Origin of the sequence: Amycolatopsis sp. cmx-4-83, from assembly GCF_046548815.1 — a bacterium.
In the GTDB taxonomy this organism is placed as follows: Bacteria; Actinomycetota; Actinomycetes; order Mycobacteriales; family Pseudonocardiaceae; genus Amycolatopsis; species Amycolatopsis pretoriensis_A.
Genome location: NZ_JAEBEF010000017.1, coordinates 82,211 through 97,490, shown reverse-complemented (window position 1 = coordinate 97,490; position 15,280 = coordinate 82,211). Strand labels below are relative to the sequence as shown.

At 72.0% G+C, this 15,280-nt stretch carries 14 protein-coding genes; 7 read left to right on the top strand and 7 right to left on the bottom strand.

The window, feature by feature from the left end:
- Positions 1–9 precede the first annotated feature (9 nt).
- The 3 genes from ACLJQM_RS41330 to ACLJQM_RS41320 all read right to left on the bottom strand — a co-directional run bounded on the left by ACLJQM_RS41330 (position 10) and on the right by ACLJQM_RS41320 (position 3,357).
- Positions 10–1,833: a glycosyl transferase gene (locus ACLJQM_RS41330; protein ID WP_360770934.1), complete on the bottom strand. Its 1,824-nt coding sequence runs from the start codon at positions 1,831–1,833 to the stop codon at positions 10–12.
- A 95-nt stretch (positions 1,834–1,928) separates the two neighbouring features.
- Positions 1,929–2,714, bottom strand: coding sequence for an IclR family transcriptional regulator (locus ACLJQM_RS41325; protein WP_410635782.1), 786 nt, complete (start codon positions 2,712–2,714; stop codon positions 1,929–1,931).
- A 52-nt stretch (positions 2,715–2,766) separates the two neighbouring features.
- On the bottom strand, positions 2,767–3,357 hold the full coding sequence (locus ACLJQM_RS41320) for a TetR/AcrR family transcriptional regulator (RefSeq protein WP_410635780.1): 591 nt from the start codon (positions 3,355–3,357) through the stop codon (positions 2,767–2,769).
- Between the two features lie 115 nt (positions 3,358–3,472).
- Between ACLJQM_RS41320 and ACLJQM_RS41315 the strand changes: the two genes are divergently transcribed.
- The 6 genes from ACLJQM_RS41315 (at position 3,473) to ACLJQM_RS41290 (ending at position 11,479) form a co-directional block, all read left to right on the top strand.
- Positions 3,473–4,423 (top strand): oxygenase MpaB family protein, encoded by a 951-nt coding sequence (locus ACLJQM_RS41315; RefSeq protein ID WP_247023145.1) that lies wholly within the window; start codon positions 3,473–3,475, stop codon positions 4,421–4,423.
- Positions 4,424–4,432: 9 nt separating this feature from the next.
- On the top strand, positions 4,433–5,458 hold the full coding sequence (locus ACLJQM_RS41310) for an LLM class F420-dependent oxidoreductase (protein ID WP_410635779.1): 1,026 nt from the start codon (positions 4,433–4,435) through the stop codon (positions 5,456–5,458).
- A gap of 314 nt (positions 5,459–5,772) precedes the next feature.
- Positions 5,773–7,773: a neutral/alkaline ceramidase gene (locus ACLJQM_RS41305; protein ID WP_410635778.1), complete on the top strand. Its 2,001-nt coding sequence runs from the start codon at positions 5,773–5,775 to the stop codon at positions 7,771–7,773.
- An 11-nt stretch (positions 7,774–7,784) separates the two neighbouring features.
- A complete protein-coding gene (locus ACLJQM_RS41300; protein ID WP_410635777.1) occupies positions 7,785–8,729 on the top strand; it encodes a sphingomyelin phosphodiesterase in 945 nt (314 codons plus the stop codon).
- A gap of 34 nt (positions 8,730–8,763) precedes the next feature.
- Positions 8,764–10,077 carry an MFS transporter gene (locus tag ACLJQM_RS41295; protein WP_410635776.1) on the top strand — a complete coding sequence of 438 codons (1,314 nt, stop codon included), beginning with the start codon at positions 8,764–8,766 and terminating at the stop codon, positions 10,075–10,077.
- Positions 10,064–11,479: a pyridoxal phosphate-dependent decarboxylase family protein gene (locus ACLJQM_RS41290; protein WP_410635774.1), complete on the top strand. Its 1,416-nt coding sequence runs from the start codon at positions 10,064–10,066 to the stop codon at positions 11,477–11,479. The genes ACLJQM_RS41295 and ACLJQM_RS41290 overlap by 14 nt, the downstream gene beginning before the upstream one ends.
- A gap of 222 nt (positions 11,480–11,701) precedes the next feature.
- On the opposite strand, the gene ACLJQM_RS41285 is transcribed toward ACLJQM_RS41290, so the two are convergent.
- The 4 genes from ACLJQM_RS41285 to ACLJQM_RS41270 are packed head-to-tail and all read right to left on the bottom strand — an operon-like array spanning position 11,702 to position 14,825.
- Positions 11,702–11,974: a DUF6295 family protein gene (locus ACLJQM_RS41285; protein WP_247023152.1), complete on the bottom strand. Its 273-nt coding sequence runs from the start codon at positions 11,972–11,974 to the stop codon at positions 11,702–11,704.
- A gap of 12 nt (positions 11,975–11,986) precedes the next feature.
- Positions 11,987–12,727, bottom strand: a complete 741-nt coding sequence (locus ACLJQM_RS41280; protein WP_360770953.1) for a dienelactone hydrolase family protein — start codon at positions 12,725–12,727, stop codon at positions 11,987–11,989.
- Positions 12,724–14,394, bottom strand: a complete 1,671-nt coding sequence (locus ACLJQM_RS41275; RefSeq protein ID WP_410635772.1) for an MFS transporter — start codon at positions 14,392–14,394, stop codon at positions 12,724–12,726. The genes ACLJQM_RS41280 and ACLJQM_RS41275 overlap by 4 nt, the downstream gene beginning before the upstream one ends.
- Positions 14,391–14,825, bottom strand: coding sequence for a MarR family winged helix-turn-helix transcriptional regulator (locus tag ACLJQM_RS41270; protein WP_247023155.1), 435 nt, complete (start codon positions 14,823–14,825; stop codon positions 14,391–14,393). The genes ACLJQM_RS41275 and ACLJQM_RS41270 overlap by 4 nt, the downstream gene beginning before the upstream one ends.
- Positions 14,826–14,967: 142 nt before the next feature.
- Between ACLJQM_RS41270 and ACLJQM_RS41265 the strand changes: the two genes are divergently transcribed.
- Entirely contained in the window at positions 14,968–15,264 is a 297-nt protein-coding gene (locus ACLJQM_RS41265; protein ID WP_247023156.1) for a hypothetical protein, read from the top strand.
- Positions 15,265–15,280 lie beyond the last annotated feature (16 nt).

Below are 15,280 nucleotides of genomic sequence, written 5' to 3'. Positions count from 1 at the left end.
CTTTCGCCGTCAGGGGGAGGAGAACGGGACCAGCAGCCCCGGGGGTGCGAACAGCGGGTACGTGACGAGCACGCCGTCGGTGGTCTCGGCGACCGAGGACGGGCGGAACAGGTCGCGCTGGCCGGTGTAGAACGCCGCCACGGCGTCCTTGCCCGCCGTCAGGAGGACCCGGCGGCGCGGCTGGCCGGCGGGGTCTTCGCCGGGGACGGCGGGGAACGCCCCCACGCTGACCGGCCGGATCGCGGCGAGCGCGGCCAGGGTGGCGATCAGCCGCGGGTCGACGTGGCCCTCGCGCAGGACCGCGGTGGCGTCCGGGGGCAGGGTGATCCGGGTCGACGCGGCCAGTGCCTCGCCCGCGTGGGTGCGGGCGGACTCCTCCGACGGCGCGGCCGGGTCGGCGGCGGGCAGGCCGAGGCGGGAGACGGTGACCGCGCGGTCGCCGTCACCGAACACCGCCGTCACGCCGGCTTCGGCCAGGGTGATGCCGAGGGCGGGGTAGCGGCCGCGGGGATCGGTCGTGCCGTCCGCGAAGACCGCCCACTCGACCGGCGGGCAGCCGGCCGCGCACGCGGCGGGCGGGACGAGCAGGCCGGTCGGCCAGCCCGCCTTGGCGAGCTCCGCCCAGGCGCCGTCGTCGACCAGCACCCGGGCGCCGGAAGCGTTGGCCCGCAACCACTGCTGGGCTTCGGCCAGTGGCCCGCCGCGGTCGGTCGTCGGCCGCAGGGCCGGGTAGCCGTAGACCCAGCCGGCCGCGACCACGGCGACCAGGACGAGCGACACCAGCGCCGTCCCGGGACCGCGGCCGGGGTTCCAGCGGTGGGCCGGGGCGCGTTGCCGCGACGCGGTTTGGACGACCGCGGCCAGCAGCAGCGGGGTCAGCGGCAGCAGCAGCGCGAGCACGCCGGTGTCCGGCACGCCGGGCACGAACAGGGTCGCGACGAGGAGCAGGCCGGACACCGCGAACGGCCGCAACGCGGTCACGGCCAGCGCGGCCACCAGCGCCACGGTCGAGAGCACCGCCCACGCCGGGTCGAGGGCGACCCAGTCGACGATGGCCGGACGGCCGCCGTCGGCGAGGTGCGGCCGGAGGACGGCGGCCGCCGGGCCGAACGCGATGCCCAGCCCGAGGTTGAGCAGCACCGCCACCAGCGCCGCGCGGACGGGCGCGCGCCGCACCAGCAGCCAGCCCGCCGCGGGGAGGAAGACCAGCGCGAGCGGCGAAGTGAGCACGGCCGCGAGCAGGCAGACCGCGGCCAGCGCGTCGTGCCGGATCCGGGCGCCGGGCTTGGTGATGAGCACCAGCGCGCCCAGCGCCCAGACCGCCGCGAGGTGCTCGACGACGACCAGCCGCTGCAGGCCGAGCGCGAGCGGGGACGCCGCGAGCAGCACCACCGCGGCCGCCGCCGCCCACCGCGTCAGGCCGAGCCGGCGCGCCAGGAACCACAGCAGCAGGGCGCCGAGCACCGCGGCGATGAGCACGGCTTCGCGGACCGCCGCGAGCGCCGTCGCCGAGCGCCCGAAGGCGTCGGTGACCATCGTGTAGGCCGAGAGCTGCCACCACCCGAACGGGCTCACCCCGGCGCCGCCCGCGTCGGTGAACGGTGTGAGGTGCCCCAGCGCGTACGCGTGCGCGATGTTCGCGCCCTCGGCGGGCAGGGCCGGTGCGGGCGCGGCGAGGTACAGCACCCGCAGGCCGCCGGCCAGCGCCAGCAGCGCGAGCACGATGTCGAGCGACAACAACCGGTGCGCGGCGGAGGAACCGGCGGCGGCCGGTCCGGGAAGCGTCGCGGGGGAGCGGCCCGGGTCCGTCGTCCCCCGGCTGTGCTGGGCCATTGGACGGATCGTAGCCGCTTCCGATCACCGGTCCAGCTCGGGACGATTACGTCAGCCGGACGGCCTAGACACGAAGAAAGCGTTGTCCCGCAAGATTATTTCCGACTGTCCCGAGTGGATCCGGAGAGTGTCCGGGTCAACGCGAGTGCGACCGTCCGGACGGCGGGCGCGACCCGTTCGGTCCGCATCCGGTTGGCCCACCCCGAAATCGAAACGGCGGCGACCGCGACCCCGTGCGCGTCCAGCAGCGGGCTGGCCGCGCACACGACGCCGACGCCGGATTCCTCGCGCTCCAGCGCGATGCCGTCCTCGTGGATCCGCGTGAGCTGACGCCGGAGCAGGCCGGGCGCGGTGATCGTCTTCGGGCTCATCCGGGGTAATCCGGCGTCGATCACCTGGTTCACCACGGATTCCGGAGAAAACGCGAGGATCGCCTTGCCGACCCCGGTCGCGTGCGCGGGGAACCGGCCGCCGATGCGCGAGGGCAGGGTCGGCGCGTCCGGGCCGCGCAGGACGTCGAGGTAGACGACTTCGGTGCCTTCGAGGATGGCGAGGTGGACGGTGTTGCGCGTCGCCTCGCGCAGGTCGGCGAGGTACGGGCGGGCCGCCTCGACCAGTCCCCGGCGGGGCGAGGCCAGTTGGCCGATTTCGAACAGCCGCAGCCCGAGCCGCACCGCGCCGTCCTCGCGCTCGAGGAGGCCGGTGCCGGTGAGGTGCCCGACGAGCCGGTGCACCGTCGTCTTCGCCAGCCCGGTCCGGCGGGCCAGTTCGGAGACGCCGAGGGTCTCGTCGCCGGGCCGGAAGGCTTCCAGGAGCGCGGCGAGCCGGGCCGCGACGAGGCCGTCGCCGCTCGCGCCGTCGTTCCGCCCAGCGGTACGCATGGGTTGAGTGTGCCCGATCAGCCGCGCGACTGTCACCAGGTCGGAGGTGAGGTCAGTGGTCGTCGGCGCCGAGCACGAGTTTCATGCAGTGGGCGACGAGCCGCTCGCGCGAGACCTTCAGCGAGCCGTCGAGGTAGGCGATGAAGACGTTGCTCAGCGCGCCGACCAGCCCGACGGCGACCATCTGGCGTTCGGTCTCGTCGCCGTGGGACAGCTGCTCCCCGACGAGCGCGGCGAAGACGGGCAGCAGGTGCAGGCCCCGGCGGGTCAGCGCGGGGTCGGTCAGCGGGGCGAGCAGCAGCACGCGGCCCTGGCGCGGGTCGTCGACGATCAGCTCGACGAACGCGCGCACGGCGTTCTCGGCCCGCAGGACCGGGCTCGGCGCGTCCCGCACCGCGGCCACGAGCGCCAGCCGCGCCTGCTCGCCGACGTGCTCGTACACCGCCGCGACCAGCTCTTCGCGGTCGGCGAAGCTCTCGTAGAAGTAGCGCTCGGTCAGCTTCGCGTGCCGGCACACCGCGCGGACGCTCGTCGCGGCCGATCCCTCGGTGCCCAGCAGCTCGAGACCGGCGGCCACGAGCTGCGCGCGCCGCTGCGCCTTCCGGTCGTCCAGCGTCGTGCCCGCCCAGGTGCGGCCCGGCATGATCACTCCTCGGTTGACTACGTGTGTTGTCAGATCCTAGCCTGACAACAGCCGTAGTCAGTTCGACTCGACGAGGAGTGTGCCGATGACACCGGAACGCTTTGAGGGGGCCCGGGTGGCGAAGCCCCCGGCCCGGGGCGGAGCCCCGGATGTCACGGAGCCACTGGGTCCCGACTCGCTGACGTGGAAGTACTTCGGCGACTGGCGCGGCCTGCTCATCGCCCTCTGGGCCGGGTCGATGCAGAACATGCACCCGGGCCTCGGCGCCGGCGTCGAGCAGCACTCGCGGTTCTTCGAGGAGCGCTGGCAGCGGCTCTTCCGGTCGCTCTACCCGATCGGCGGCGTCGTCTACGACGGCCCGCGCGCCCACGCCACCGCGCTGCAGGTCCGCGGCTACCACGACCGGATCAAGGGCGTCGACGCCCGGGGACGCCGCTACCACGCCCTCGACCCGGACACCTACTACTGGGCGCACTCGACGTTCTTCGTCAGCACCATCCTCATCGCCGACCACTTCATGGGCGGGATCGGCGAGGCCGAGAAGCGGCGGCTGTTCGACGAGCACGTCACGTGGTGGCGGATGTACGACATGACCCTGCGGCCGGTGCCGGAGAGCTGGGAGGACTTCCAGCGCTACTGGAAGCACATGTGCGCCGAGGTCCTGGAGGACAACAAGGCCACGCGGGACGTCCTCGACCTGCGCGGGATCGCGAAACCGCCGTTCCTGCCGTGGCTGCCGGACCCGCTCTGGCGGCCGCTGAGCGCACTGATCGCGCGCAATTTCGTGTGGCTGACCACCGGGCTGTACGACCGCGAGATCCGCGACCTGCTCGGCCTGCGCTGGTCCGAGCGCGACGCGCGCCGGCACCGGCGGGCCGGGAAGCTGATCAACGCCGTGTTCAAGCTCGTCCCGCACGACCGCCGCTACCACCCGCGGGCCCGGGCCGGCTGGCGGCGCGTGCGCGGCGAGGTGGCTCCGGGCGCGCCGGTGGTCGAGACTCCACGGAGGAACCTGCCCCCGCTGTCCGAGCGGGGCAAGCCCGAGCACTACGCGCCGAACGTCTAGGAGGCATTCGTGAAGCTGGGATTCCACGTCGGGTACTGGGGCAGCGGCCCGACCCCGGGCGCGCTGGAGGCCGTGCTCAAGGCCGAGGAGCTCGGCTTCGACTCGGTGTGGACGGCGGAGGCGTACGGCTCGGACGCGTTCACGCCGCTGGCCTGGTACGGCGCCTCGACCAGCCGGATCCGCCTGGGCACGAACATCGTGCAGATGGCCGCGCGCACGCCGACGGCCACGGCGATGAGCGCGATGACCCTCGACCACTTGTCGGGTGGCCGGATGGTGCTCGGGCTCGGCGCGTCCGGCCCGCAGGTCGTCGAGGGCTGGTACGGCCAGCCGTACCCCAAGCCGCTGGCGCGGACCCGGGAGTACGTGGACATCGTCCGGCAGGTGATCGCGCGCGAGGCACCGGTGACCCTGGACGGCGCCCACTTCCAGCTGCCGCTGCGGGGCGGGACGGGCCTCGGCAAGGCGTTGAAGCCGACGGTGCACCCGCTGCGCAAGGAGATCCCGATCCACCTGGCCGCGGAGGGCCCGAAGAACGTCGCGCTGGCGGCGGAGATCGGCGACGGCTGGCTGCCGTTGTTCTTCTCGCCCAAGAGCGACGCCTTCTACCGCGCCGCCCTGGAAGAGGGCTTCGCGCGGCCGGGCGCGCGGCACACCCTGGAGACGTTCGAGGTGCCGTGCTCGATCCCGGTGATCGTGCACGACGACGTCGAGGAAGCGGCGTCGTGGATCAAGCCGTCGCTGGCGCTGTACATCGGGGGGATGGGCGCGAAGAGCGTGAACTTCCACCACGACGTCTTCGCGCGGCTGGGCTACGAGGACGTGGCGGACAAGGTGCAGGAGCTGTACCTGGCCGGCCGCAAGGACGAGGCGACGGCCGCGATCCCGACGTCGCTGGTGGAGGACACGTCGCTGATCGGCCCGCCGGCGAAGATCCGCGACGAGCTGCAGGCGTGGGAGGAGACGGTGGTGACGCAGCTGCTGCTGCGCGGGGACGCGGCGACTCTGGCGAAGATCGCCGGCGCGCTGGGCTGAACGCCATGGAGGGCACCGGCAAGTCTTGCGCGGTCTGCCCGGGGTCGCGGGTCGTCATGAACGGGTCGTTCATGTCGTCTGGCGAGGTGAACGACCCGTTCATGACCTTGCGGGCCGTCGGCGTTCGCGACCTTGGCGAGCCGTTGTCATCGGAGCGGGAACGCCGTCTTGACTTCGCCGGAGCCCTGGCTCCAAAAGTCATGAGGGTGCCCGGGCCGGCGCTTGCCGGAACTTTCGCCGGGTTGCCCGGTGCGCCGGGCTCACGTACGGTCCCCGACTAACGCGAAAGTCGTTCACGTTAGTCGGGAGACCGCATGCGGGTGAGCCGTCGTCACGTCCTGGCCGGAGCTGCCGCGCTCCCGTTCGCCGCCGCGCTCGGCGGGAGAGCGGCCGAAGCGGCCACGGCGCTGCAGGTCGGCGTCGGGATCGGGGACGTCACCGGGCCCGCCGCCGAGAACGGCATGATGGGCTACTCCATGCCGCAGCAGCAGACCGCCGGCATCCACCTGCGCACCCGGGCCCGCGCGTTCATCGTCGACGACGGCGCGAACCGGATCGTCTTCGTCACCGCCGAGCTGGGCGCGCTGTTCCAGTCCGTGCACCAGGGCGTCCTGCGGGAGCTCGCGAGGAAGTACGGCGACCGCTACACCGAGCAGAACGTCCTGCTCAACGCCACCCACACCCACTCGGCCTGCGGCGGCGACTCGCACTACGCGGCTTACGACCTGTCGATCCTCGGCTTCCAGCAGCAGACCTACGACGCCGTCGTCGCCGGGATCGTCGACGCCATCGGCCGGGCCCACGACGACCTCAAGCCCGGCGAGCTGTCCCTCGGCCGCACCGAGCTGACCGACGCCAGCGCCAACCGCTCCCGGGTCGCCTTCGAGCGCAACCCGGACAAGGGCCACTTCCCGCTCTCGATCGACCCCGCGGTCACCGTGCTGCGGTTCCGCCAGGGCGGCCGGGACGTCGGCGCGATCACCTGGTTCGCCACCCACGGCACGTCGATGAGCAACGGCAACCACCTGATCAGCAGCGACAACAAGGGCTACGCCGCCTACGCGTGGGAGCACGACCACGCCGGCGTCCGCTACCTCGACGGCCCGCCCGGGTTCGTCGCCGCCTTCGCGCAGACCAACTCCGGCGACATGACGCCGAACCTGAACCTCCGGCCCGGCACGCCCGAGACGGAGTTCGAGAACACGCGCCGGATCGGCGAACTCCAGTTCCAGGCGGCGAAACGCGCGTTCGACGCGGCGGACGAGAAGATCACCGGCGGCGTCGACCACCGGCTGACCTACGTGGACATGTCCGCCGTCGACGTGGCCCCGGAGTTCACCCCGGACGGCCGCCCGCACCGCACCTGCACCGCCGCCATCGGCGTTTCGATGCTCGCCGGCAGCACCGAGGACGGCCCCGGCCTGCCGCTGCCCGAAGGCGTCAAGAACCCCTTCATCGACTGGCTCGGCGGCATCGACGCGCCGATCCCGCGGGCGCTGGCCGACGCGCAGGCGCCGAAGGTCGTCGCCGTGCCGTTCGGCGCGATGAAGCCGTACCCGTGGGCGCCGGAGGTGCTGCCGCTGCAGATCGTCCGGATCGGGCAGCTTCACCTGGTCGCCGGACCCGCCGAGTACACGATCGTCGCCGGGCTGCGGATCCGGAAGACCGTCGCTTCGACGCTCGGCGTGCCGCTCGAGAACGTCCTCATGCAGGGCTACTCGAACGCCTACAGCCAGTACGTGACGACGCCGGAGGAGTACGACTCGCAGCAGTACGAAGGCGCGTCGACGCTCTTCGGCCGCTACACGCTCCCGGCGTACCAGCAGGAGTTCGGGAAGCTCGCCGCCGCGCTGAAGACCGGCGCGAGGGTGCCGCACGGGCCGGTCCCGCGTGACCTGCGCGGCAAGCTCGTCAACTTCCAGCCCGGCGTCGTCTTCGACAGCGCGCCCCTGCTCAAGAGCTTCGGCGACCTCGTGACCGACGCGAAGAGCAGCTACCGGCGGGGCGAGCAGGTCTCGGTCGCGTTCGTGACCGGCCACCCGAAGAACGACCTGCGCCGCGACGGCACGTTCCTGGAGGTCCAGCAGTACGTCGACGGCCGCTGGGTCCGCTACGCCGACGACGGCGACTGGGCCACGAAGTTCCGCTGGACCCGGACCTTCGTGAGCGAGTCCCGCGCCGAAGTCACCTGGGACATCCCCGCGAACACCCCCGTCGGCAAGTACCGGGTGGTCCACTTCGGAGCCTGGAAACACGGGCTCACCGGCGCCATCGCCCAGCTCAGCGGGACCTCCCGCGCCTTCGTCGTCTCCTGAAAGGACCCCGCGTGCGCAGGACCGCCATTCTCGCCGCCGTCGTCATCGCCGCTTTCACCGCCGCACCCGCCCAGGCCGCGGACGCCGCCGTGAGCGTGCTCAGCTTCAACCTCTGGCAGCTCCCCTGGATCGCCAACCCGAACACAGCCGACAAGGAAGCCCGGGCGCAGGCCGCGGAGGGCGTGATCCGCGCCCAGGACACCGACGTCGTCGTGCTCGAAGAAGCCTTCAGCGCCCAAGCCGAGGACCTGCGCGGCCGGCTCGTGGACGCCTACCCGTTCCAGACGCCGCTGGTCGGCCAGTCCTGCTCGACGTCGCCGGGCTGGACGTCGGTGAGCGGGAACTGCTCGAACTCGCCGTTCGTCGTCAACGGCGGGGTCACCGTGCTCAGCAAGTACCCGATCACCGAGAAGCACCAGCTCGTCTACCGGAACTCCTACTCCGGCACGGCGGACCACCTGGCGAACAAGGGTGCCGCGCTGGTCCGGATCTTCGCGCACGGCAAGGCGCTCTGGCTCGCGGGCACCCACCTGCAGGCCGACGAAGGACCCGAGACGCTGCCCAAGGCGCACGCCGTCCGGATGGCTCAGCTCGGCGAACTCCGCGACCTGACGGCAGCCCGCGTCCCGGCCGGGGACGCCGTGGCGGTCGCCGGCGACCTCAACATCGAGTACCGGGCGGGGCAGGGCCGCCGCGACGCCGCCGGCCGCACCCAGGCCGAGCAGGGCGAGGCGGCGCTCGGCGGCACGCTGCGGACCACCGGCGCGGGGGAGTACACCTTCGACGCCGCGACCAACCCGGCCGCGGCGAAGTCCGTCCCGGCGACCTACCGCGATTCGCTGGACTACGTCGGCTCGGTGCGACGCGCCGAGGTCGGCCCGGTACAGCTGGTGCATTACGACGGTGGCACGATTCCCTCCGACCACTACCCGGTGCGGGCCGAGATCCACTACTGATCGCAGCATCGGGATCCGCTCTGCGAGGAGGACCATGGCGACGCTGTCCGGCCGGACGAGGTTCCGCTATTCGCTCGGCTCGTTCGTCACGGGGTCCTTCGGCACGGTCCCGGGCCTGGTCCTGGTCAAGTACCTGACCGACACGATGGCCGTGCCCGCGGGCTGGGCCGCGGCGATCGTGTTCGTGCCCAAGGCCTGGGACGTGCTGTTCAACCCGATCGCCGGCCGGCTGTCCGACGCGGACCTGCTCAAGACCGGCAGCAGGCGGCGCTTCCTGCTGATCGGCGGCATCGGCGTCGCGATCCTGTTCGCCGCGATGTTCGCCCACCCCGGGTTCGGGAGCCCGCTGCCGGACGCGCTGTACGTGGCGATCGCCTTCGCCGCCTGCGCCACGGCGTACGCGCTGTTCCAGGTGCCGTTCAACGCGCTGCCGGCCGAGCTGACCGAGTCGGCGACCGAACGCACGAAGCTCACCAGCGTCCGGATCGGCGTGCTGGCCGTGACGATCCTGATCTGCGGCGGCGGCGCCCCCGCGATCAGCGCCGGCATCGGCGGGGTCACCGGCTACCGCGTGATGGCCGTGGTGATCGGGCTGATCGTGCTGGCCGCGACGCTGCTGGTGTACTTCGGGCTCAAGGACGCGCCGGTCGGCTCGCTGCGGCCCAACACGGTGAACCTGAGGGAGCTCGTGCGGACGCTGGCCGGCTGGCGGCCGTTCCGCTGGCTGCTCGGCACCTACTTCATCCAGGCGCTGGGCATCGGCACGGTGCTCGCCGCGATCCCGTTCTTCGCCCAGCGCATCCTCGGCAGCGAGGGCTACGGCACGATCCTGTTCGTCATCTTCGTCGGCCCGGCGCTGGTCACCATGCCGCTGTGGCCGCGCCTGGGCGACCGGGTCGGCAAGCTCAACGGCTTCCGCCTGGCCACCGCGGCGTTCGCGATCGGCCTGCTCGGCCTGGTGTTCGCGCAGTCGATCCCGCTGGTCGTGTCGTTCGTGTTCGTGGCGCTCTGCGGGGTCGGGTACGCCGGGATTTCGGTGTTCCCGCTGGCGATCCTGCCCGACCTGATCACCGCCGAGGAGGAGCGCACCGGCGAGACCCGCGCGGGGATCGCGGCCGGCGTGTGGACCGCGGGGGAGACGCTCGGGCTGGCCTTCGGCGGCGGTCTGTGGGCGCTCATCCTGGCGTTCGGCGGGTACGTGTCGAGCACGGACGCGACGACGGCCCAGCCGCACAGCGCGATCGTGGCGATCCTCGTCGGCGCGTCGATCATCCCGGGCGTACTGATCGCGCTGGCCCTGCCGCTGCTGCGGCGCAAGGTCCTGGAGCCGCGCCATGAACTCGCCTGAGGACGTCCTGGCGGCGCTGAGGGAGCTGCGCGCGGGCGACCTGCCGACGCACGGCGGCCGGACGCTCGCCTACGTCTACGACAGCGGTCTGTCCGAAGTGGACTCCCTCGGTGCGGCCGCGCACGCGCTGGCGTCGTCGGCCAACGGCCTCGACCCGACGGCGTTCCCGAGCCTGCTGCGGATGGAGAACGACCTCGTCGCGGAGGCCGCCGCGTTGCTCGGCGCCGTTCCGGGCGTGGTCGGTTCGGTGACTTCCGGCGGCACGGAGTCGTGCTTGCTGGCGGTTTTGGCGGCCCGCGACGCCCACCCTGAGATCGCTTCGCCGTCTCTGGTGATCCCGACGACCGCGCACGCGGCGTTCCACAAGGCGGCGCACCTGTTCGGGCTGCGCCGGATCGACGTCCCGGTCGACCCGGAGACGTTCCGCGCGGACCCGGCCGCGATGGCGGCGGCGATCGACGACTCGACGGTGCTGGTGGTGGCGAGCGCGCCTTCGTACGCGCACGGCGTCCTCGACCCGATCGTTCCGATCGCCGCGGCGGCTCTGGAGCGCGGCGTCCGGATGCACGTCGACGCGTGCATCGGCGGCTGGGTGCTGCCGTACTTCGCCCGTCTCGGCGCGGACGTCCCGCCGTTCGACTTCCGCGTCCCCGGCGTCACGAGCATCTCGGTGGACCTGCACAAGTACGCGTACTGCCCGAAGGGCACGTCCGTGCTGCTGCACGCTTCCGCGGAACTGCGGCGCTCGCACTACTTCGCGAGCGCGTCCTGGCCCGGCTACACGATGCTGAACACGACGATCCAGAGCACGCGTTCGGGCGGCCCGCTGGCGGCGGCGTGGGCGGTGGTCCGCCACCTCGGTCCGGAGGGCTACCTCTCGCTGGCGGCTTCGACGCGTACCGCCGTTTCGCGCATCCGCGAGGGGATCACCGACATCGACGGCCTGCGGATCCTGGGCGACCCGGTGTCGACGCTGATCGCGTTCACCGGCGACGACGGCTTCGACCTGTTCACGGTGGCGGACGAGATGAAGGCCCGCGGCTGGTACGTCCAGCCGCAGTTCGCTCACCTGTCGTCGCCGGCGAACCTGCACCTCACGGTGACGGCGGCGAACCACGGCAGCGAGAAGGAGTTCCTGACCGACCTCGCGGCTTCGGTGGCCGCGGCCCGCGCGGTCGGCCCGGTTCTCGTCGACGCCGCCGTGGCGGAGTTCGTGGCCGCGCTCGACCCGGCAACGCTGACGTCGGAACAGTTCGCGGGCCTCCTGTCGGCGGCGGGCCTCGGCGGCGAGTCGGGCCTGCCGGACCGGATGGCCCCGATCAACGCACTCCTCGCAACGGCACCGGCGCCACTGCGGGAGCGGCTGCTGCTGGAATTCCTGGGCGCGCTCTACACGCCGTGAGTCACAGATCGAACTTCGTTTGGTAGGCGTCTTTGACGAAAGCCGTGGCCGCTTCGGATGGCAGCTTGATGATTTCTCACGGCTCCGAGCTCGGCCGAGGGGAGTGCGTGCCCGCGATATTCCCTCGGCCGAGCCGAATCCCGGAAGATCAGGAGTACTCGACAAAAAACAACGGCGTAGCGGCGTTCTACCGCCAGCAACGCAAGCGCAACAGGTCGAACCTCACTGGTTCCGTGAAGCCAGCCCCGCGGGCGCCGATTTCACCGCCGCGTGGATCGCGTCCGCCAGGGCCAGCGCGTCTTCCTCGGTAAGCTCCAGGGCGACGCGGGCCGAAGCGCCCAGCTCCGGGTTGCGGAAGTCGATGTTCACCGTGTGCGCGTACGGCGCGTGGACCGGGTGGTCGACGTACACCGTCCCCTCGCTCAGCCGGAACCAGCCGCGGGCGCCTTTGCCGCTGCCTTCGAGGGCGAACTTCTCGGTCAGGTAAGTGCACATGCGCGAGTCCTCTCAGGCGGTCAGGGTGCGGGAGTAGAAGTCGAGGATGCGTTCCCAGCCGTCCTTCGCGGCCTCCGGCCGGTAGCTCGGGCGGTCGACCGCGAAGAACGCGTGGCCCGCGCCCGCGTACGTGTGAAACTCGTGTTCCTTGCCCAGCTTCTCCAGCTCCGCCGCCAGCACGGCGACCTCGTCCGGGCTCGGGAACTGGTCGTCCGCGCCGAAGATGCCCAGCAGCGGGCACGACAGCTGCGAGGACAGACCGAGCAGCGGCTTCATCTGCTTCATGGCCTCCGGCGGGTCGTTGACGACGAACGCGCCGTAGCAGTCGACCGCCGCGTCGACGTCCAGCGAACACCCGACGAGGAACGCCTGGCGGCCGCCGGAGCAGTGGCCGATGACGCCGACGCGGCCGTTCGAGTTCTCCAGGGCGCGGAGGTAGTCCGCCGCGCCGGAGACGTCGCCGACCAGGCGGTCGTCCGGGACGCCGCCGGAAGCGCGGACCGCCGCCGCCGCGTCGTCCGGGTCCGCGCCCGGGGCTTCGCGCGTGTACAGGTTGGGGCAGAGCGCGTTGTAGCCCTCGACGGCGAAGCGGCGGACCATCTCCTTCGTCGCCGCGTCGTAGCCGGGCATGTGGTGGATCACCACGACCCCGCCGCGCGGGGTGTCGTCGGTCGGTTTGGCCAGGTACGCCTCGAGCTCGTCCCCGCCGTGGCCGGTGATGGTGACGGTCCCGGCGACGATCTCGTCGGTCATCGGTTCTCCTTCGATCCCTCGGGGGTGTGGAAGTAGCGCTTGCCGCGCGAAGCGGACGCCACCGCGGCGACAACGGCCATCACCGCGGCCGCGGTGAACACGACCACCAGGCCGTGGTGGAACGGACTGGACACCAGTTGCGGGAAGAACTCCCCGCCGGTCAGGATCGACCGGTCGGCCGGGGAAAGCCCGGCCAGGACGTCCGGGCCGAGCAGGTGCCCGACCGGGTTGCTGCCGAGGAACGCCGCGAACAGCGTGCTCACCGGCGGCAGCCGGGCAACGCTTTCGGCGACGTTCGCCGGGACGCCGTGGGCCTGCAACCCGCTGGTCAGCGTCTGCGGCAGCGACGACGCGAGTCCGGCGATCATCAGCGAGAAGAACACGCCGATGGACAGCGACGTCCCGGAGTTCTGGAACGTCGCCCGCATGCCGGAGGCGACGCCGCGCTGCTCGGTCGGGACGCTGCTCATGATCGCCGAGGTGTTCGGCGCGGAGAACATGCCCTGGCCGATCCCGCTGAGCACGAGCAGCGCGGCGAACAGGGGATAGGAGAAGTCCACCGGCAACGCCAGGAGCCCGAGGAACGCGGCCGCGACCAGCAGCAGCCCGCCGGTCGAGAACAGCCGGGCCCCGAACCGGTCGGACAGGTAGCCCGACACCGGGCCCGCGATCAGGAACCCGACGGTCAGCGGCAGCATGGAGATGCCCGCCCACAACGGCGTGCGTTCGTAGTCGAAGCCGTGCAGGGGCAGCCAGATCCCCTGCAGCCAGATGATGAGCATGAACTGCATGCCACCACGTGCGACCGAAGTCAGCAACGCGGCGATGTTGCCCGCGGCGAACGCGCGGATCTTGAACAGCCCGAGGTGGAACATCGGCGCCGCCACGCGCGTCTCGATGACGCCGAACAGCAGGAGCAGCAGCACCCCGGCGCCGATGCCGCCGAGCACCCACGGGCTGCCCCAGCCGGTCGCCGCGCCGCCGTAGGGCTGGATGCCGTACGTGATCGCGGCCAGCAGCAACGCGGTCCCGGCGGCGAAGGTGACGTTGCCGCCCCAGTCGACCTTGGCGCGCTGGGGCGTGCCGGCCTCGCGGAGGCTGCGGATCGACCAGATCGTGCCGAGCAGTCCGAACGGGACGCTGACCCAGAACACCGCGCGCCAGTCGATTTCGGCGAGCAGCCCGCCGACGACCAGCCCGAGGAACTGCCCGGCCAGCGCGGTGATCTGGTTGACGCCCAGCGCCATCCCGCGCTGCTCGGCCGGGAAGGCGTCGGTGAGGATCGCCGCCGAGTTCGCCGTCAGCATCGACCCGCCGACGGCCTGCACGACCCGCCAGCCGATCAGCCACAGCGCGCCGCCGCCGGCGTGGAACGGGTCGAACGACAGCGCGACCGACGCGGCGCTGAACACGGCGAAGCCGAGGTTGTACATCTTGACCCGGCCGAACATGTCACCGAGCCGCCCGAGCGTCACCACCAGCACGGCCTGCACGAGCAGGTAGCCGAGGATCATCCAGAGCAGGTAACCGATGTTGCCCGGCGCGAGCGGGTCGAGGCCGATGCCGCGGAAGATGGCCGGCAGGGAGATGATGACGATCGAGCCGTCGAGCGCCGACATCAGCACGCCGAGCGTGGTGTTCGACAGCGCGACCCACTTGTAGCTCACAGGTGGTCCGCCAGCCGCTCGATGAGGGGGATGGCCGCGATCAGCTCGCGCCGTTCGGCGTCGGTGAACTGCTCGGCCAGCGCGGCCGCCATCTTCCCGGTGGTCGCGGAGCGGCGGTCGGTGAGCAGCTTGACCCCGGCTTCGGTCACCGACATCAGCACCTTGCGGCCGTCGGAGTCGTCCTTGCGCCGTCCGACGAGCCCGCGCTCGACGAGCCCGGCGAGGGTGACGCCCATGGCCTGCGGCTTGACGCGCTCGAGGTCGGCGAGGCAGCCCGGGGTGGCCGGTCCTTCGCGGTCGAGGCGGGACAGCACCGAGCGCTCGGGGAGCGTCAATTCGCCGACGACGTAACCCTGCCGCAGCCGCCGGACCAGCCGCCCGAGGGCGACGCGCAGGTCGGTGCTCGCCTGGAGGAGGTCCTCGTCCGTCACGATCGTCAACCTAAACTGATAAACCTGGGTTGATCAACTCGGACGGAGCGGCCGCTATCGGGTGAGCCGGGAGCTTTCGCCCGGCCTGCCGCGGACGCCCGGGTTAGCGTCCGAAGTGGACACCACCCGGGAGGGGAAGCCGATGTCGATCCCGCACGTCGCACACGCCGGCCACGACCACGTGCACCGCGAGGGCTGCGGCCACCCGGCGCTGCCGCACGGCGACCACGTGGACTACGCCCACGACGGCCACCTGCACCGCGCGCACGACGGCCACTTCGACGAGTGCGAGATCCACGGCCACGTCCCGCACACCGGCCACGAGCACGCCCACGGCGAAGGCTGCGGCCACGTGGCGGTGCCCCACGGCGACCACGTGGACTACCTCCACGACGGCCACCGCCACGCACCCCACGAAGACCACTACGACGACCACTGAGCCCGGGGCGGCAGAC

What these genes read in the sequence shown, in the direction of transcription:
- ACLJQM_RS41330 (WP_360770934.1), bottom strand. Translation starts at nt 1,833, where the DNA reads ATGGCCCAGCACAGCCGGGGGACGACGGACCCGGGCCGCTCCCCCGCG.
- ACLJQM_RS41325 (WP_410635782.1), bottom strand. Translation starts at nt 2,714, where the DNA reads ATGCGTACCGCTGGGCGGAACGACGGCGCGAGCGGCGACGGCCTCGTC.
- ACLJQM_RS41320 (WP_410635780.1), bottom strand. Translation starts at nt 3,357, where the DNA reads ATGCCGGGCCGCACCTGGGCGGGCACGACGCTGGACGACCGGAAGGCG.
- ACLJQM_RS41305 (WP_410635778.1), top strand. Translation starts at nt 5,773, where the DNA reads ATGCGGGTGAGCCGTCGTCACGTCCTGGCCGGAGCTGCCGCGCTCCCG.
- ACLJQM_RS41295 (WP_410635776.1), top strand. Translation starts at nt 8,764, where the DNA reads ATGGCGACGCTGTCCGGCCGGACGAGGTTCCGCTATTCGCTCGGCTCG.
- ACLJQM_RS41290 (WP_410635774.1), top strand. Translation starts at nt 10,064, where the DNA reads ATGAACTCGCCTGAGGACGTCCTGGCGGCGCTGAGGGAGCTGCGCGCG.
- ACLJQM_RS41285 (WP_247023152.1), bottom strand. Translation starts at nt 11,974, where the DNA reads ATGTGCACTTACCTGACCGAGAAGTTCGCCCTCGAAGGCAGCGGCAAA.
- ACLJQM_RS41280 (WP_360770953.1), bottom strand. Translation starts at nt 12,727, where the DNA reads ATGACCGACGAGATCGTCGCCGGGACCGTCACCATCACCGGCCACGGC.
- ACLJQM_RS41265 (WP_247023156.1), top strand. Translation starts at nt 14,968, where the DNA reads ATGTCGATCCCGCACGTCGCACACGCCGGCCACGACCACGTGCACCGC.